We start from the raw sequence: 18,179 nt of genomic DNA on the forward strand, positions 1-18,179 counted from the left end.
CACCCTCGAACTCAAGTGCCTACCTCGTCAGAAAAGCTACACTCAATCTAATAATTGCATTGTTTCGTGATTTAAACGACTTCAAAGCACTATTCTAACAGCAAGTTCTTAACATTTTTTGTAGTCAGTAATAAAATCAATTAAATAACTTCTATTCACAAGGATCATCAATGAGTAAGAGCAGCTACAACAAGCTTACTCCCTCCGAGTTAGAGTATGTCGACGATAAAACGGCTGCACTACTGCTAAATACCCCAAACAATGCAAGACTGATGCTTTGGGTAATGGTGATCTTTTTTATCCTCGCCGCCGGGTGGTCATCTTGGGCTCAAATAGACAAAGTAACGGTCGGTCAGGGTAAGGTTGTACCGTCTTCACAAATACAGGTTGTACAAAACCTCGAAGGTGGCTTGGTCAAAGAAATTTTGGTGAGAGAAGGCCAACAGGTACAGAAAGGTCAGCAACTGCTGCTTATCGATGACACGCGCTTTCGCTCAGACTTTCGTGAACGCGAGCAACAAGTGGCGAACTTAAAAGCCAATGTTTATCAACTATCAGCGTCTATGGAAAGCGTCGAAATCCATGAAGAAGCGCAAGCCGAGCAGTGGCAACAAAATGTGGTACTGAATGTAGAGAAGCTCGATTTTCCTGAAGAGTTTGCCCAAAACTACCCAACGTTGGTCTCTCGCCAACGCGCTGAATATAGGCAAGACCTGAACAAGCTACGCAACGAGCTTTCACTGATTGACCAGCAGGTAAAGCAGAAGCGACAAGACTTGGTTGAAATTCAGGCTCGAGTACGTAACTTACGCGACAGCTACCGCTTTGCACGTAAAGAGCTCGAAATCACCAAACCACTTGCTGATGAAGGTGTGGTACCAAGAATTGAACTGCTTAAATTGCAGCGTCAGGTCAATGATACGCGCCGCGAAATGACGTCAAGTGAACTGAAAATCCCAGTGTTGGAATCGGCGATTCGCGAATCGGTACTGAACCGTATCGACGTGGCGCAAAAATTCCGCTCGGAACAACAAGAGAAACTCAACCAAGCACAAGACAAACTCTCGGCACTGACCGAGTCAGCGGTTGGTCTAGAAGACCGAGTTAACCGAACTATCGTTACCTCGCCAGTGACGGGAACGGTAAAAACGCTCAACATCAACACAGTCGGTGGCGTAATCCAACCAGGTATGGACATTGTAGAAATTGTACCGAGCGAAGATACATTGCTCGTCGAAGCGAAAATTGCTCCACAAGACATCGCATTCTTACGTCCAGACTTACCTGCGATCGTCAAATTTACTGCCTATGATTTTACCAAGTACGGTGGTTTGGAAGGCACACTTGAGCACATCAGTGCCGACACCACGACAGATGAAGAAGGCAACAGCTTCTATTTGGTTCGAGTTAGGACAAAAGAGACAAGCCTTAATAAAGATAACTCTCTACCGATTATTCCGGGTATGACCGCTTCGGTGGACATCATTACTGGTAAGCGAACCGTAATGGAATACTTATTAAAACCAATTTTAAGTGCGCGTAACAACGCCCTCAAGGAGTGACAAAAACGCTATGAGACCACACACCTGTTTGTTCCGACTGTGACTTAACGTCAGATGAAATACGTACTTGCGGTTCTACTGCTGTTAGCAGCACCGACAACCTCGCTTGCGCTTAACTCTCAAGAGCAGCGTTGGGTGGATGCTGTGCGCAATACTTACGGTGATAGAGCGGGCCGCAGAGTAGAAACCTGGCGACAAAAAATGTCGGACTACAGCGGCTTGTCTGAAAGCGAAAAACTCACCCGCGTGAACAACTTCTTTAACCAGCTGAACTTCGTCAATGATGACCAGCTATGGGGAAAAAATGACTACTGGGCGACCCCGCTTGAGTTCCTTGGCAGTAACGCCGGCGATTGTGAAGACTTCACTATCGCCAAGTACTTCTCACTGCTAGAGCTGGGCGTGTCAGATAAGAAATTGCGCCTTGTGTACGTAAAAGCCATTGAATTAAATCAATTTCATATGGTTTTAGCATACTATGCGACACCAAGTTCAGAACCGATTCTACTCGATAACATTAACCCTGAAATTATTCGCGCATCTAAGCGCCGCGACCTGCTGCCGATATACAGCTTTAACGGTCAAAACTTGTGGTTAATGAAGTCGAAACAAGGACAGTTGGCAGGAAAGTCATCTCGCTTAAGTTTATGGAATGACCTTCGCGCCCGTGAAAAATCACTAAAACTACAGAAACCCATTATCAATTATGATGAGTAGGCAATATGACATTATATAAACAACTTGTCGCTGGCATGATTGCGGTTATTTTGATGCTATTGATTTCGGTCTTTATCATCGAATTCAACACCACACGCAATAACCTCATTCAGCAACAACGCTCGGAAGTAAACAACACCATCAATACCGTGGGGCTAGCCCTTGCACCTTATCTTGAAGATAAGGATACGGTGGCGGTGGAGTCAGTCATTAACGCGCTGTTTGACGGCAGTAGCTATTCTGTAGTGAGACTGATTTTCCTCGACTCAGGTGAAGAAATCATCCGAACATACCCGGTACAACCGATTGATGTCCCTAAGTGGTTTACCAACCTACATCTATTTGAACGAATCCATGACCGCCGCGTGGTTACCAGCGGTTGGATGCAGTTAGCCGAAGTTGAAATTGTCAGCCACACTGGGGATGCCTACACCCAGCTTTGGTCGGCGTTTGAACGTCTGCTCATTGCCTTCAGTTTCATCATGTTGATTGGTCTTCTGGCGATTTCGTTTATCTTGCGCCGAGCACTGCGTCCGCTACAACTTATCGTGGCAAAAATGGAACAAGTTGCGCGTAACCAATTTGGCGACCCACTGCCGCGCCCAGCGACTCAAGACCTTATTTACGTAGTAGACGGCATCAACAGCATGTCTTCTCAGCTGGAGAAGTCATTCAAAGCACAAGCAAAAGAAGCGCAACAACTGCGTGAACGAGCTTACATTGACCCAGTATCCGGTCTGGGTAACCGTGCGTACTACATGAGCCAATTGAATTCATGGCTAAACGAAGGCGGGATCGGTGGCGTGGCGATTCTCGAAGCAAGCTTTATCCGCGAATTGTATGAAGAAAAAGGTTATGAAGCGGGTGACGGCAAAGTTCGTGAATTAGCCGATCATCTTAAAGTGTCATTAACTTCTCCTGGCTTGGTCTCTGCACGTATTTCAACCGAAGAATTTGGTTTCATTTTGCCGAACATGGACGATACCGAGCTTAAGCTGATGGCAGACAGCATCATCACCTTCGTTCAAGACATCAACGCTGATCCAACAGGGATGGCGACATCCAACGTTGCTCTTGGTGTGGTACACAGCGAAGAGAAGAAAAAGACTGGCGAAATCCTTGCTATGCTGGATAACGCGCTGGCAAATGCGAAAACAAACCCAGAGCTTGCTTACGGTTACCTCACCGACTCCAACAGCACGACCATCAAAGGTAAACAGCAATGGAAGAACTTGGTGGAAGAAGCGATCAGCAACGATTGGGTTACGTTCCGTCTGCAGGCGGCGAACAACAGCTGGGGTCAGCCATATCACCGCGAAGTCTTCTCTGCGATTGAAAAAGATGGCGAACGCTTCAGTGCTAACCAATACCTGTTTGCACTTGAGCAACTTAATGCCAGCCACATTTTCGATGAGTACGTCATTGAATCTATGGTCAAACGCATCTCTGCTGGTGGCGTTAGCGAACCACTGGCGATCAACATCGCGCAAAGCAGTATTTCTCAACCAAGCTTTATCCGTTGGGTGACTCAACTGCTCAACAAACACAAAGATGAAGCGCCATTGCTGCATTTTGAAATCCCGGAAAGCTGCTTTATCAACTCTCCACACCACACCGCACTATTCTGTAACGCGGTTCGTGCTGCGGGTGCCGACTTTGGTGTCGATAACTACGGGCGTCATTTCCAATCACTTGATTACATCAATGAGTTCCGTCCGGCTTATGTGAAACTTGATTACCTCTACACGCACCACCTTGATGATGAGAAGCAGAAGTTTACCCTAACCTCGATTTCAAGAACGGCGCACAACTTAGGAATTACGACTATCGCATCACGAGTCGAGACACAAACTCAGTTAGACTTCTTGTCTGAGCACTTTATTGAAGTCTTCCAAGGCTTTATCGTAGATAAATAACAGTTCAAAGGTATAGATAGCATGCAGGATCCGCTATTAAATTCGCTTATCTACGTGAGCCGCTATTATGGTTTAGCAAACTCACCAGAAGCCCTGATTAACGGCTTGCCATTGACTGATGGCAAGCTGACACCGTTTCTCTTCCCTCGCTCAGCCGAGCGCGCGGGATTAGTGGCGAAAGAAAACCGCGCTGAACTGGATAAGATCTCGCAACTGGTACTCCCTGTAGTATTAATCCTCAAAGGGGGCGACGCTTGCGTTCTCAATAGTGTAAATAAGGAAACTGGCGAAGCAGAAATTGTCACCGGAGAATCTGGCCTAGTACCAATTTCGATGACCTTGGGTGACCTCAATGAGCAATACACAGGTCGCTACTTTCTGGTCAAAAAACAGTTCCGCTATGACGAACGCTCACCAGAGATCCTCAAAACCAAACAAGGTCACTGGTTTTGGGGCACGATTTGGCAATCTAAGCACATTTACCGTGACGTGTTGATCGCTTCAATCCTGATCAACCTCTTCGCGGTCGCCGCCCCAATGTTTACCCGCTTGGTGTACGACAAAGTAGTACCCAACCTTGCATTTGAAACCTTATGGGTGTTGGCGAGCGGCATCTTTGTGATCTTCTTGTTTGACCTAGTGCTCAAGTTGCTGCGCAGCTACTTTATCGACGTGGCAGGAAAGAAGTCCGATATTCTTATCTCCTCCAAACTGTTCAGTAAAGTCATGGGGATTCGAATGGAAGCGAGACCGCCGTCAGTCGGTGCATTCGCCCGACACCTACAAGAGTTCGAATCAATTCGAGAGTTCTTTACATCGGCAACCATCGGCTCGTTGATCGATTTACCTTTCGCGGTGCTATTCCTGCTACTTATTTGGCTAATGGCCGGCAACATTGTACTTGTTCCGATCTGTGGTGTGTTGATTCTGATTGTTTACTCGCTGCTGATTCAAGGTCCACTACGCCACACCATTGAAGAAGGTTCACGCCTCGCGTCACAGAAATACGCCAACCTGATAGAGAGCCTCGCCGGACTGGAAACGGTGAAACTGTTTGGCGCACAAAGCCAGTTCCAGTTCCGCTGGGAAGAAGCTGTGGCGCACATGGCGAATTGGAACATCAAAAGCCGTCGAATCACCGACGGTATTCAAAACACCGCAGGATTTGTTCAACAAGCGTCTAACGTCGGCATGATTATCTTAGGTGTTTACCTGATTGCCGAGGGCGAACTCACCATGGGTGGCTTGATTGCCGCGACGATGTTGAGCGGTCGTGCCATCGGTCCTATGGTGCAGTTATCCTTGCTATCGACCCGCTACAATCAAGCAAAATCGTCGATGACCATCATCGAGCAGGTGATGTCGATGCCAGACGAACAGGAAGAAGGAAAACGCTACATTCACCGTCCGATTGTGCACGGAAAAATTGAGCTGGATAAAGTGACTTTTCACTATCCAGATTCGCCAATCGCCTCAGTACGTGATTTGAGTTTGACCATCAATGCGGGTGAAAAAGTGGCGATCATCGGTCGTATCGGTTCCGGTAAAACCACACTTGAACGCTTGATCATGGGCTTGTATCAACCGACTGAAGGCCATGTGCGTATTGATGACACTGATATTCAGCAACTTCACCATATTGATATCCGCCGTAACATCGGTTGTGTACCGCAAGATAGCCAACTGTTCTACGGCTCCATTCGCGACAACATCACCCTTGGTCGACCGTTGGCAGACGATCGCGATGTAATGGACGCGGCAAACCGTGCTGGGGTGACGGTATTTACCCAACAAGATCCAGCCGGTCTTGAACGTCAAGTTGGTGAAGGCGGTATGTTGTTGTCAGGCGGACAACGTCAAGCCGTCACTATCGCCCGTGCGCTATTAGGGCGTCCCCCAGTGTTACTCATGGACGAACCAACCAGCGCCATGGATAACCGTTCTGAAATGCACATTAAACAGCAACTGGCTCAGTTAAAATCGAGTGAAACGCTGATTCTGATTACACACAAGACCTCGATGCTTGATGTCGTTGACCGTGTGATTGTGATGGAAAAAGGATGTGTGATTGCTGACGGTCCAAAAGCAGAAGTGCTCAATAACCTCAAGCAAGGCAAAGTTCGCGCGGTTAACTAGCCTCTACTTTGGCAAACAACAGACAAAACAAAAGCCATTCAGATTGCTCTGAATGGCTTTTTCTTATTGCTCCATGATTAGGATACTATTTAGCGATCAGTTTGTTGAACAGCTCGCTGGGCCAACTTCTTTCCAAACGCCCCACTGACCAGACTTGGTTGGGTCTTCACCCACGTTTGCATACCATTTGTTTTCCCAAACTTTACCAGCCCAGCTCACTTGAGTGCCCGGTGTTGGGTAAGCAATAGTCGCATCCCATAAGTTAGTACATTGGTCGCCGCCAGTGACTTTCTTCGCTACCACGACGGTCGCAGAGGCAGTTGAACTCGCTTTGCCGTCACTTACAGTCACGGTGAATGCCAAAGAGGTATCTTGCGTGTATTCTGCTGCAACAAAGCTTACTGTTGCGCCGTCAACCACTGCGTCGATGCCTGCTGGAACATCCCAAGTAAAGCTAAGCGCGTCTTGGTCTGCGTCAGTCGAAGCCGATGCATCAACCACTACCACATCACCTGCGTTAACATTTGCAGGCGCATTGATAGCCGCAACTGGCGCTTGGTTTTCAGGTGTCACATTAACTGGGTTCACCGTAACAACAACCGTATCAGACGCTGTCGCACCTTCATTATCGGTCACTGTCAACTTAAAGGTTAGCGTTTCAACCTGAGTCACTTCTGCTACGTCAAAGCTTGCAACCGCTGTATTGGCACCCGTTAGTGCGACCGCTGTACCTGACACTTGTTCCCAAGCGTACGTCGCGATAGTGCCATCAGTGTCTTTAGAAGCGCTGCCGTCTAGACTTACACTTGCAGGGCCAACGACGGTAACGTCCGCACTAGCGCTTGCTGTTGGCGCACGGTTCGCAGGCGTCACTGAACCACCAGCTAGACCTTCATGCATAGCATTAAGGATATCGCCGTTGTCCGCATCGATTTCCCACGAGAACAGACCCGCTAGACCAAGACTACGTGCGTACGCGCCTTTTGCTTTCACAGAACGGTCGTCATCGAAAGTGATCAACTCACCAGTTGTACGGTTCCAAACCCAAGCTGCTTCTGCTTGTGCATCGTAGCCGTATTCAAAGCCGTTGATGCCTTGGTTATTCGCACCTAGCATGAATGACTTAATGCCTTTGTAGTCGATTACGCCATCTTCCCAAACACCTTGTTCAGTCGTACCCGTCAGTTTACCTGTCGCTGTACCTGTCATTGGGTCTGTTGGGTCAGTTAGGGTTGCAGGCGTCACACCTTCCCAACCACGACCGTACATTGCTGTACCTAACACTAGTTTGTTCGCAGGAACACCTTGTGCAAGAAGAAGCTGGATACCGTTGTCTGCTGTGTAGGCAGGACCTTTGTATGGCACGCCGCTTTCATCCACACCAGAGCCATCACACTGACCAGGGCGCATAAACGAGCCACAGTACAACGCAGTCTGGTGACCAGGAACGTTGTTCCAACCGCCGTAGAAGTCGTAAGTCATCGCAAAGATGTAGTCCATGTACTGGATAGCATCTGCGTAGTTCACGTCTTCAATCTTGTCGTAACCCACACCGATTGCTGATGTTAGCTCGTACGTACGGCCTGTTTCAGCTTCCAACTCATCCAGCATTGCACGCAATTCGCGCATCAATGCAATGTATGCTGGACCATCGTTTACTGGGTCACCTTTATCTGCCGCAGCACCGCCACCGCCAGGGAATTCCCAGTCGATATCTACACCGTCATAGAACTTCCAAGTTTTTAGGAACTTCTTAACTGATGCGACAAAAGTGTCACGCTTGGTTTTGTCTACAAAATCATAAAATGGGTCTGATAGCGTCCAGCCACCAATGGAAGGAATGATTTTTAGATCTGGGTTGCGCTGCTTAAGCGCCATCAGCATTGCGTAGTTACCTTTGATAGGTGAGCTGTATTCATGACCCGCTTGCGGGAAGCTCTTCTGGTAAGCTGCCCATGGGTCGTGGATAACGACTTCATAATCTGCTACACCCTGACACGCGGTTTGTAGTGCGTTAAAGCTGTTACCACCTACCGATTTCACCGATTCGTTCGGGCCACACACTGGGATAAAGCCGTAGAGAATGTGTGTTAAGTTATCTGCTGGAATGTTGTCTACGGTGTATTCACGACCATAGATGCCCCACTCAACAAAGTACGTACCCACGACCGTATTTGGATCGGTGTTGTATGATTTGTTGTTCGGGTCAACGTTCATTGTTAGCGGCTTCAAGTGAGAGCCATCCGTGTCTGCCACGACGATTTCTACTGGAGCACTGGTGCTACATCCCGTTGCATCACACGCTTCAATGGTCATTTGGTAACGACCGCCTTGAGCGTATTTGAAGTTTGCCGTTGTCTGACTACCAGAGATTGGTCCTGTCGCCACCTCTACGCCATCAAAGTAGATTTTGTAAGTGTCGCCCGTTGTACCACTCCACTGATTAAACGTTACGTTAATATCAGCTTCGTCAAAGTACTTAACCATCTGGTTGTAGCCAGAAGTCGTTTCCATCGCGAGTTCGATTTTGGAAAACTGTAAATTGTTCGAGCCATATACATCGACGCTTGGAGCGGTTGGTGCTGCGATCGCAGCGCCAGATAACGCCATAGCGATACTAGCCGCGCACAAAGTAATTCGATTCATATCTATTTCTCTCAATCTTGGAATTTCACTCTGAATTCAGAGCTCAATCTGTCCTTCAATAGCAAAAAGAAGAACATCCCCACCAGTATTTAAGAGAGTCATTCTGAGTTGAAAGTCCTAAAAAATGCTTTACGAGTCAAAACGAAAAAACACCTTGTTGTTATCATTTTGTTGCATAACAACTCGGACATTGAGTCAAAATATAATCAATTTTACGCAATCTTCACTTGTCTATTTTTCACTCAAAAATAGTAATAACTTGCCAATAAATAGTTGAAATAAAAAAGCCCCACCGAAAAAGGTGAGGCAAACTTAGAGCACAGTTTTAGGAAAAAATATAATTATTACTTAGACTTAAATCGAGCAGTAAAGTGGCGCAGGACTGGCGGTTCATACTCAAACGTCAAACCTTTCAGTTCGTGGGCGCGTTCTTTAAGTGCAATGATCGCGTCGGCGATGTAGTCCATATGGTCGTTGGTGTAGACACGACGTGGGATGGTCAAACGCATCAACTCAAGTTCAGAGGCTTTTTGTTCACCCGTTTCCGGATCGCGGCCTAGCAGCAACGAACCAATTTCAACCGCACGAATGCCTGCTTCTAAGTAAAGGGCATTACACAATACTTGTGCTGGGAACTCGTGTGGTGGGATATGAGGCAGAATTTTCGCTGCATCAACAAACACGGCATGACCGCCAGTTGGGTACTGGATTGGAATCCCGCCTTCGCGTAAACGTTCCCCGAGGTATTCTACTTGGCTAATGCGATAGTGAAGGTAATCTTCGTCAGCGCCTTCATACATGCCGCGCGCTAGGGCTTCCATATCGCGTCCAGCCATACCGCCATAGGTCACAAAACCTTCCATTGGAACACAACGCGTTTGCACCGCTTGGAACAGTTCTTTGTGGTCACGAATACAGCACAAACCACCGATGTTGACCATCGGGTCTTTCTTCGCAGACATGGTCAACATATCGCCGTATTGGTACATCTCACGGATGATTTCTAAGATCGATTTGTCTTGGTAGCCCTCTTCGCGCTTCTTGATGAAGTAAGCGTTTTCACAGTAGCGAGCCGAGTCGATCACCACTGGAATGTCGTTCTTCGATGCGATCTCATACACCGCGCGCATGTTCTCCATCGACACAGGCTGGCCGCCCGAGCTATTACAAGTCACGGTAGTGATGATCGCACAGATGTTTTTTGCGCCGTATTGCTCGATGGTTGCCGTCAGTTTCTGTAGGTCGAAGTTACCTTTCCAATCATACGGTGTGGTGGTGTCAAAAGCGTGCTTATCGACAACGTTGATCGCTTTACCGCCATTGAGCTCAATATGCCCAGCCGTCGTATCGAAGTGATAGTTGGAGATGAACACAGGCTCAGTACCACCACGAACAGCTTTCATACGTTCAATCAAGGCTGGGAACAAAATTTGTTCAGCGCCGCGCCCTTGGTGAGCAGGAACCGTTAGCTTGTAGCCAAAAAAGTGCTCAACCGCCGCACACAGGTTGTAATAGTTTCGGCTACCTGCGTACGACTCATCACCCATCATCAAACCAGCCCACTGGTTGTCACTCATCGCGCCGGTACCAGAGTCCGTTAGCAGGTCGATATAGACATCATCGCTTCTTAATAAAAATGGATTTAGGCCTGCTTCTGCTAGTGCTTCAACACGGTCTTGGTAGGTCGTCATTTTGATCGGTTCTACCATTTTGATGCGAAAAGGTTCTGGGATACGTTTCATGTTTAATTTCCTATAAATACGAGTCTATCTGCGCCAAAAAGCGCACAAGATAATTGAATAAACGAGTTATAACGGTGCGGGCGCACCTAGGAGATTAAACAGCAGCAGATTCTTTGCTTTGCAGAGAGAGGCAGTAGTCTAAGTTATACCATGACGACAACACTGCGCGGCTGTCGTGCATCCAAATGCAATTCATAGCGTTATCCTTTTCGTTGGTGTTAGACGTGAGAATAATATAGGAGTATTTTTTCTCGGTTACCGTGAAACGTAACGCAAAACTGCGATTATTGGCTAAACAATCGCCGAGCAAAATCGTCATAGCAAGGTTAAATATTGCGATTGTGCGAACAAGACGATTGCGAAAGTTCCTACAGAAGTGCAAAGTTACCGCACAATAAAAACGGAGAAGATTCCAAAATGAACATGAAGATCTCATCGCTTGCTTTAGCAACGTTATGTTTAAGCGGAAACGCACTTGCCCAAGTTACCGTCGCTGTGCCAGATACTATCGAAGTGCTGGTTGCCAATGGAGAAACACCAAAGCTAGAAGGCAGCTTGTTCGACGCACACAAATCACTGGTATTGCCGGATGGCGAAAACCAAATCCTATTCCGTTACAAGCCATACTTTAGCCAAGGTAACGACCGCATTATCGTTGAAAGCCAAGCAGTACTAGCGAAGTTCGACGCAAGCGAAACCAAACTTGAGTTCCAACTGCCAGAATACCGCAACGAGAAACAAGCAAGACAGAAGCTCGATAAAGAGCAATGGCGCTTACTTGATGACAAAGGTGCGACAGTAAAACTTAAACAAGACCTGTTGTTAAAAGATGGCATGCAAGTCGGTCGTAACTACAAGCAAGAAGTCCTTGAGTACAACCGCCGCGGTGGTGTGGCTTCTGTTTATGAGCCGACAAGCCAAGCAATGCGCAACGCTGCAGCCACACAAGGCGATACTACACCAGAAGAAATGCTGCATTTCTGGTACGAGAAGGCGGACAAAGCAACTAAAGAACGTTTTAAGCAGTTTGTGCTTGAATCAAAATAATGCCAATGGCCAGTGTTTACGCACTGGCCATTTTTACATCACTGCAACTGACAGAGATTTGATAGCAAACGTCCGCATGTTGGCGCAGACAGGCGAATATCTCTTGGTCTAATTGACCGTCTTCCACCAACTCCTGCAAAATCAACATTGCTTGCTCTAACGATAACCCTTGTCGATATGGACGAGATTGCGTCAAAGCTTGGAATACATCCGCTACCGCAACGATCCGACTCGGTTTATCCAGCTCCTTAGCCGTTTTACCCAGAGGATAGCCCGAGCCATCTAACCTTTCATGGTGGTTTGACGCCCAGTCAATCACTGCCTGAGAATGGAACATCTTAACCAAGGCTTGGCGCGTATCGGTCGCATGACGACGGATACAGACGTATTCTTCGTCGGTCAGTTCTGACGGCTTGTGCAAAATCGACACTGGCGTATTGAGTTTACCAATGTCGTGCACCAAACCCGCCAAATACAGCATGCGTTGAAAGCGGGGAGAAAAGCCCATTAGTAAGCCGAGATACTCGGTTAATTTGGCCACGTTCTTGGAATGGTGAAACGTAAACGAACTTTTCGCATCCACCAGTTGCGCGAACAGTTCAGCCACTTCGATGGTTTCTTCCAAATCGAGTTGTTGAGAAAAGAACGGGACGGGACTAAACCGCTGCGCCAGGCTTTCTATGTAGCGAGGATCCATTGAAAACCAAAAGTCATCGCTATCAACCAGTTCGAGCATATGCTGCACTTGATTTGGTTCAAACATCGTCCCCGAGAGTTGCAGGATCGACTTGGCTATCTCATTGCGACTCGCGTCAGTAATGTTGCCGAAGCTATCAAGCGTATATTCGGTGTGAAGGTAGTCCACTCGGTCGGATAAAAAGATTAGCGCGGCGAACTGCTTATCCTCTTCGGATAGACCATCGTGCTCAACCAGATCTTGCCACCATGTATGGTGATGCAAAATGGGTAAAGCCAACTCTGTGAGCGGTTTACAAGAATTGAGCAGATGGAAGCCTTTAATGCAGTGCCGCCGGGTATCGGTTGGCTTCAACGAACTCAGTAACGACGTACGCTCTTCAGCTTGCGAGACACCACAATCGTGAATCAGTCCTAACGCAAACGCCATTTGCGCTCGTTCTTGGTTCCAACCCATTCTTTGCGCGCATTGATACGCAATGTAAGCGACCCGGTGTCCGTGGTGAATATCGTCCACACCGACCGCATCTAATGCACTTGCCATTTCAAACAGTACCTGCCGTAAATCCACACTGACGTTTTCCTGTGGCAAATCCATATACTCCGCACCAACGTATTGACTAATTATTTCAGGCCGAGAGTAAACTAAACTCCCAGACAAAAGACCACACTAGTTAAAAGGCTATTGTTGAAATTGTGATTAAGGTAACGTAATACACTTTATTTGTGCTACATAGCTCTTATATTTAATGTGGCTATTGATAGTGGTCTAACCATTCATTGTCTGATAAGTTAGCTTTACCACTTCAGTTGATAGGCTAAATATGTTCTCAATAACGATAGATGATGAGTTAAAGATCAGCTTAGTACATGAGTCGTTCGCTTCGACTTATTCTGAATTAGTATCCACACAAAATGAATATTTATCCCAATGGTTAGCTTGGCCACCGTATTGCCAAAGTGAGCAGGATTTTCGCATGTTCATACAACGTGTATTGCACGAGTATGCGGATGGTAAGTCGATGACCTGCGCTATCATCTATCAAGATAATATTGTTGGCAACTGCAGTTTTAACGCCATCAACCACGATACCAAATGCGTCGAAGTCGGCTACTGGTTGTCTCAATCTCAGCAGGGCAAAGGCATTATGACCCGAGTGGTGAAAAAGCTGATTGATATTGCTTTCAATGACTACGGTATGGAAAAGGTGCAGCTATCCGCAGCCAACGAAAACCTGCCTAGCAGACTGGTCGCTGAGCGCGTCGGTATGTCACTGGAAGGAATCATCACCAACCATGAAAAAGTGGGCGACCGCATATTAGATCATGCGGTGTACGGCATTCATCGTCGCAAATAACCTTAGTCTCGACGGATGATTAGCACAGAATTCTAAGCGTGTTCATGTATTTGCCCGCACATAATGCTAGGATGCGGGTTTAAAAATCATGAGAGATCCCTGTGCCCTCGTTAGTCAAAATACTGCTGCTTGTCGTAGCGTTATGTGCTGGTTTCTTTGCCGGAGACGTCTACGAAAAGCTCAAGAGTCAAGTCAATACTGTATCGCTGGATGACTACTGCTTGCTGTCGTCTCAGCCATGTATTCAAGATGGCGTCAGCATCACCGTTGATCGAGATGTCAGCCAACCACTTATTCCCACTCATATTTCCGTTGAATGGCCACAAACCAATGCTTCTGAGCTACTTCTCAAACTGGAAGGACACGAAATGGAAATGGGCACAGCGGTATTCAAACTGACCAAAAGCCCCAACGGCGCATTCACTGGTGACGTTATTCTCCCTGTTTGTACCACCGAAGAGATGACATGGGTTGGTGAGCTTTCTGATGGTCAACAAAACATTAAAACATCGCTAAGGATGGAAAGATGAGCAAGAACTGGTCATTAATTTTAGTTGTCGCATTCGCGCTGGGTTTCGGTGTCAAAACCTATCTTGATTCGCAGGCATCGGTACAGAGTAACCAAGCGCAATCTGATAGCGTGACTTTATTTGGTGAAGACAGCCAAGCGGTGGAGATCTTCGACCCGCAGGACCCACGTATCCGCGTTGTCTACTTTGGCTTTACTCGTTGCCCTGACGTTTGCCCAACGTCTTTGGCGATGTTGGCTGGCGCACTCAACCAAATTGACGAAGAGACCAAAGCGCGTTTTCGCCCTATGTTTATCTCCCTCGACCCTGAGCGTGACGCAGCGGCTGACTCATACAAATACGCGCAGTATTTCCATCCGATGATCGAAGGGTTGTCTGCACCACTTGATATCACTACCCCGCTCGCTCATCGTTATGGCGTCATCTTCCGTAAAACCATACTTGAGAATTCAGAGCTCAAATACACTCTCGACCATAGCTCGTACTTTTATTTCCTTAAGCCTGATGGCACCTTAATCACTAAAGTGCCGCACACCCTCACGCCAGCACCTTTGGTCGAAGCGTTTACTACCCTCACATCAGAAGGACAATAATATGAAGCTGAAAACTCTTCTTCTTATGGGGTTGGTACTCAGCCCTTTTGCTCAAGCAGCAACGGACGTTTCTGTACAGCACGCATACGCAAGAGCAACACCACCAAACGCGCCTACCAGTGCGGTGTTTGCTGAGTTTGAAAACAAAGGTGACGCAGAGCGAGTGATCGTTGCAGCATCCACCAGCGCAGCTGGCAAGGTTGAACTGCATGATGTAATAAAAGAAGGTGACGTGATGAAGATGCGTCAGGTTGAGCAAATTATTCTACCAGCGCAAAGCACCACGGTATTAAAACCAGGCAGCTTACACATCATGTTGTTCCAATTAGCAGAGCCTTTAGTGGAAGGAAACCAGATTGACGTTAAAGTGACGTTCGCCAATGGCGACACACAGAGCTTTAAAGCGCCGATTAAAAAAGTAATGAGTGGCATGAAGCATAACCACTAAAATATCAACAAAGACAAAATAAGGAGCGCAATGCTCCTTTTTTTATCGCGTTAAATTGAACAATTACGATACAAAAAGTAACCAATACTTTGCTGATTAATTTTTATTACTAAATTTAAATTAATTATAGACACATTATTTCAACACGATAGTATGTTTCCCGCAGCCCTACTCGCTGCAGTCAAAACAACCTATAAAACTAATCATTTGCAGGGATTCACTATGCAACACAACTCATTTATTGCCCGATTTGCGCGAGGTAACCTCGTATTGCAAATCCTTGCCGGTATCGTTCTCGGTGTAGGTCTGGCAACTATCGCCCCAGAATACGCAAAGAGCGCAGGATTACTTGGAAGCCTTTTCGTTGGCGCGCTAAAAGCCGTCGCTCCTATTTTGGTCTTTATTCTGGTTGCGGCTTCTATCGCCAACCAAAAGAAAAACCAACACACTTACATGCGCCCAATCGTGGTTCTTTACCTTTTCGGTACATTCACTGCAGCACTGACCGCAGTTGTACTTAGCTTCTTATTCCCGACCACATTGACGCTAGTCGCGGGTGCTGAAGGCGCAACTCCACCTCAAGGTATCGCTGAAGTTCTAAACACTCTGTTGTTCAAAATTGTCGATAACCCAGTTAATGCTCTGATGAGCGCAAACTACATCGGTATTCTCGCTTGGGCTGTCGGTCTTGGTTTAGCCCTTCACCACGCGTCTGGCACAACCAAAGCGGTATTTGAAGACCTAAGCCACGGCGTTTCTCAGATCGTTCGCTTTATTATTCGTCTAGCGCCATTTGGTATCTTTGGTTTAGTGTCTGCAACACTGGCAACCACAGGCTTTGAAGCACTGGCTGGTTACGCACAGCTGCTAGCAGTACTGCTGGGCTCAATGGCGATCATTGCGCTAATCGTAAACCCAATCATCGTTTTCGTTAAAACGGGTGAGAACCCATACCCACTTGTTCTGCAATGTCTACGCGAAAGTGGCGTAACGGCATTCTTTACTCGTTCAAGTGCGGCGAACATCCCAGTGAACATGGCGCTATGTGAGAAGCTTAAGCTGGACGAAGATACTTACTCAGTATCGATTCCTCTAGGCGCGACCATCAACATGGCTGGCGCGGCGATCACCATTACGACGCTAACCCTAGCTGCCGTGCACACGATGGGTATCGAAATTGACCTGCTAACAGCGGTACTATTGAGCATCGTTGCGGCAGTATCTGCTTGTGGTGCATCTGGTGTTGCGGGCGGTTCGCTACTGCTTATCCCTCTCGCGTGTGGTCTGTTTGGTATTCCAAACGATATCGCAATGCAAGTTGTCGCGGTTGGCTTCATCATCGGTGTGGTTCAAGACTCTGCGGAAACGGCATTGAACAGTTCTACCGACGTCGTATTCACGGCTGCTGTGTGTAAAGCAAAACACAAACAAGAACAGCAATAATCTACAAATAACGAAAAACGGCCTCTGATACAGAGGCCGTTTTTTTATCTTTTATCTACTGCATGGGCAGAGACTAAAACTGGCGAAAATCTAACTTCTCAGGTTTGTCCTCAGAATCGGTCGCAAGTTCGATTCCAACATCATCATCGTTTGCCTGGTTACTGCCTTGCTGATGACTTTCTTGCGAATGACCTTGTTGCATAGGGCTTTGAGCCTGCTCTGATTCCAAAACCTGATTGCTAAACTTGGTAAAATCTGGTTCCAGGTCTAACTCAGGCTCTTGGACAACATCATGTTTCGGCACATCTTGCTCTTGCAAAGGAACCGTACGTTTATAGAGCTTATTCAACGCTTTGATGATCGAGTGTTTACCCACTTTGTTTTCACGAATCTTCTTGATGATCGGCTTACACAACGCTTGTAATCCGACCACGGTATCCACACCTAAATTGAGCGCCACTCTATCACGCAACGTTTTGGCTGGCGCGTAGCCAAGCTGAGTCGCTAAAAACAGCCAGATGTAGGCGATCGCACTGCCATTCGGGCGATAGTCCATCCAAGCCTCGCCAGCGCGGTACATTGCTTCTAAATAGCCACGTTCACAAGCGCGCTCTAACCAGTAGCAACCCAACTCATGGTTAGCAGCAACGCCGATACCTTTGATGTAACACAGGCCTAGTTTCATCCGTCCTTCGTTACTTTTTAGCGCTGCCGCTCGGCGGAACAGTTCAAGGGCATACGCCGGTTCTTGCTGAGGGTTCGAGTCCGATATCCACCAGTCGCCTAAAAACAGCAGGGAGTTAACATGATTAAAGTTCGCTGCCGACTCAAGCACTTCGATCGCTTTAGGAATATCTCGCTCGGTACCACGCCCATAAAATAGCGCATTGCCCATCTCAAACTTGTGTTCCAAACTGCCTTCAATCGCTGAGATACAAATTTGCCAGAAGCGCGATTGTTCGCGCAGTACCATGTCCTGATTCATGCGATTACTAAGGCGGATAATCCCGTACATGCCGGTAACATTATCGAGCTTGGCCGCTTTAGTGTACCAATGCAGGGCTTCTTTTGGTCGAGTGCGCTCAGCTTCTTTCGCCAAGTACAAAATAGAAGGGATATCATCGTGCTCCGCTTTGTAAATGCGGTCTTCGCGCTCTTGCTTGCGGTCGCGTTCCATCGCTTTTCGATAAGCTAACTCGCGCTCTTTTCGTTCTTGTTCCATACGCTTTCGACGCATGGATAACGCGAGCATCCATAAAAACATGCCCAGTAACAGCAGTCCGGTGATACCTATCGCGATGCCTATAATATTCATTCAACTTTCTTTTTCTTGACCTAACGTATC

The 18,179-nt window shown here is 47.2% G+C and carries 14 protein-coding genes; 10 read left to right on the forward strand and 4 right to left on the reverse strand.

The features are described 5' to 3' along the window. Positions 1–170: 170 nt before the first annotated feature. The 4 genes from AKJ31_RS11570 to AKJ31_RS11585 are packed head-to-tail and all read left to right on the forward strand — an operon-like array spanning position 171 to position 6,331. Positions 171–1,562, forward strand: coding sequence for an HlyD family type I secretion periplasmic adaptor subunit (locus AKJ31_RS11570; protein WP_053409256.1), 1,392 nt, complete (start codon positions 171–173; stop codon positions 1,560–1,562). A gap of 54 nt (positions 1,563–1,616) precedes the next feature. Continuing rightward, positions 1,617–2,279 (forward strand): transglutaminase-like cysteine peptidase, encoded by a 663-nt coding sequence (locus tag AKJ31_RS11575; protein ID WP_053409257.1) that lies wholly within the window; start codon positions 1,617–1,619, stop codon positions 2,277–2,279. A 5-nt stretch (positions 2,280–2,284) separates the two neighbouring features. Then, on the forward strand, positions 2,285–4,195 hold the full coding sequence (locus AKJ31_RS11580) for a bifunctional diguanylate cyclase/phosphodiesterase (protein ID WP_053409258.1): 1,911 nt from the start codon (positions 2,285–2,287) through the stop codon (positions 4,193–4,195). A gap of 21 nt (positions 4,196–4,216) precedes the next feature. After that, complete coding sequence (locus tag AKJ31_RS11585) at positions 4,217–6,331, forward strand: type I secretion system permease/ATPase (RefSeq protein WP_053409259.1); 2,115 nt, start codon at positions 4,217–4,219, stop codon at positions 6,329–6,331. 96 nt (positions 6,332–6,427) lie between these two features. On the opposite strand, the gene AKJ31_RS11590 is transcribed toward AKJ31_RS11585, so the two are convergent. Further along, the gene (locus AKJ31_RS11590) at positions 6,428–8,977 is read right to left on the reverse strand and encodes a glycosyl hydrolase family 18 protein (RefSeq protein WP_053409260.1); all 2,550 of its coding nucleotides are present in this window, start codon (positions 8,975–8,977) and stop codon (positions 6,428–6,430) included. Between the two features lie 344 nt (positions 8,978–9,321). Continuing rightward, positions 9,322–10,719 carry a tryptophanase gene (locus AKJ31_RS11595; protein WP_053409261.1) on the reverse strand — a complete coding sequence of 466 codons (1,398 nt, stop codon included), beginning with the start codon at positions 10,717–10,719 and terminating at the stop codon, positions 9,322–9,324. Between the two features lie 417 nt (positions 10,720–11,136). Between AKJ31_RS11595 and AKJ31_RS11600 the strand changes: the two genes are divergently transcribed. Then, positions 11,137–11,766, forward strand: coding sequence for a DUF2057 family protein (locus tag AKJ31_RS11600; RefSeq protein WP_053409262.1), 630 nt, complete (start codon positions 11,137–11,139; stop codon positions 11,764–11,766). A gap of 16 nt (positions 11,767–11,782) precedes the next feature. Here AKJ31_RS11600 and AKJ31_RS11605 read toward each other — a convergent pair whose 3' ends face one another. Next, the gene (locus AKJ31_RS11605) at positions 11,783–13,060 is read right to left on the reverse strand and encodes an HD-GYP domain-containing protein (protein ID WP_053409263.1); all 1,278 of its coding nucleotides are present in this window, start codon (positions 13,058–13,060) and stop codon (positions 11,783–11,785) included. 226 nt (positions 13,061–13,286) lie between these two features. On the opposite strand from AKJ31_RS11605, the gene AKJ31_RS11610 reads away from it, so the two are divergent. The 5 genes from AKJ31_RS11610 to sstT all read left to right on the forward strand — a co-directional run bounded on the left by AKJ31_RS11610 (position 13,287) and on the right by sstT (position 16,834). Further along, positions 13,287–13,820: a GNAT family N-acetyltransferase gene (locus tag AKJ31_RS11610; protein WP_053409264.1), complete on the forward strand. Its 534-nt coding sequence runs from the start codon at positions 13,287–13,289 to the stop codon at positions 13,818–13,820. A gap of 101 nt (positions 13,821–13,921) precedes the next feature. Further along, positions 13,922–14,350, forward strand: a complete 429-nt coding sequence (locus tag AKJ31_RS11615) for a hypothetical protein (RefSeq protein ID WP_053409265.1) — start codon at positions 13,922–13,924, stop codon at positions 14,348–14,350. After that, complete coding sequence (locus AKJ31_RS11620) at positions 14,347–14,943, forward strand: SCO family protein (protein WP_053409266.1); 597 nt, start codon at positions 14,347–14,349, stop codon at positions 14,941–14,943. Before AKJ31_RS11615 ends, AKJ31_RS11620 begins: the two co-directional genes overlap by 4 nt. 1 nt (position 14,944) lies before the next feature. Then, complete coding sequence (locus AKJ31_RS11625; RefSeq protein ID WP_053409267.1) at positions 14,945–15,391, forward strand: copper chaperone PCu(A)C; 447 nt, start codon at positions 14,945–14,947, stop codon at positions 15,389–15,391. 222 nt (positions 15,392–15,613) lie between these two features. Next, positions 15,614–16,834 (forward strand): serine/threonine transporter SstT, encoded by a 1,221-nt coding sequence (gene sstT, locus AKJ31_RS11630; RefSeq protein ID WP_053409268.1) that lies wholly within the window; start codon positions 15,614–15,616, stop codon positions 16,832–16,834. Positions 16,835–16,907: 73 nt separating this feature from the next. Here sstT and AKJ31_RS11635 read toward each other — a convergent pair whose 3' ends face one another. Further along, entirely contained in the window at positions 16,908–18,149 is a 1,242-nt protein-coding gene (locus tag AKJ31_RS11635; RefSeq protein ID WP_072161313.1) for a tetratricopeptide repeat protein, read from the reverse strand. Positions 18,150–18,179 lie beyond the last annotated feature (30 nt).

The sequence above is a fragment of the Vibrio hepatarius genome (genome assembly GCF_001274785.1).
GTDB lineage: Bacteria > Pseudomonadota > Gammaproteobacteria > Enterobacterales > Vibrionaceae > Vibrio > Vibrio hepatarius.

Coding starts and splice junctions, on each gene's coding strand:
- AKJ31_RS11605 (WP_053409263.1), bottom strand. CDS start 13,060: ATGGATTTGCCACAGGAAAACGTCAGTGTGGATTTACGGCAGGTACTG.
- AKJ31_RS11610 (WP_053409264.1), top strand. CDS start 13,287: ATGTTCTCAATAACGATAGATGATGAGTTAAAGATCAGCTTAGTACAT.
- AKJ31_RS11595 (WP_053409261.1), bottom strand. CDS start 10,719: ATGAAACGTATCCCAGAACCTTTTCGCATCAAAATGGTAGAACCGATC.
- AKJ31_RS11590 (WP_053409260.1), bottom strand. CDS start 8,977: ATGAATCGAATTACTTTGTGCGCGGCTAGTATCGCTATGGCGTTATCT.
- AKJ31_RS11570 (WP_053409256.1), top strand. CDS start 171: ATGAGTAAGAGCAGCTACAACAAGCTTACTCCCTCCGAGTTAGAGTAT.
- AKJ31_RS11575 (WP_053409257.1), top strand. CDS start 1,617: ATGAAATACGTACTTGCGGTTCTACTGCTGTTAGCAGCACCGACAACC.
- AKJ31_RS11600 (WP_053409262.1), top strand. CDS start 11,137: ATGAACATGAAGATCTCATCGCTTGCTTTAGCAACGTTATGTTTAAGC.
- AKJ31_RS11620 (WP_053409266.1), top strand. CDS start 14,347: ATGAGCAAGAACTGGTCATTAATTTTAGTTGTCGCATTCGCGCTGGGT.
- sstT (WP_053409268.1), top strand. CDS start 15,614: ATGCAACACAACTCATTTATTGCCCGATTTGCGCGAGGTAACCTCGTA.
- AKJ31_RS11635 (WP_072161313.1), bottom strand. CDS start 18,149: ATGAATATTATAGGCATCGCGATAGGTATCACCGGACTGCTGTTACTG.
- AKJ31_RS11580 (WP_053409258.1), top strand. CDS start 2,285: ATGACATTATATAAACAACTTGTCGCTGGCATGATTGCGGTTATTTTG.
- AKJ31_RS11625 (WP_053409267.1), top strand. CDS start 14,945: ATGAAGCTGAAAACTCTTCTTCTTATGGGGTTGGTACTCAGCCCTTTT.
- AKJ31_RS11585 (WP_053409259.1), top strand. CDS start 4,217: ATGCAGGATCCGCTATTAAATTCGCTTATCTACGTGAGCCGCTATTAT.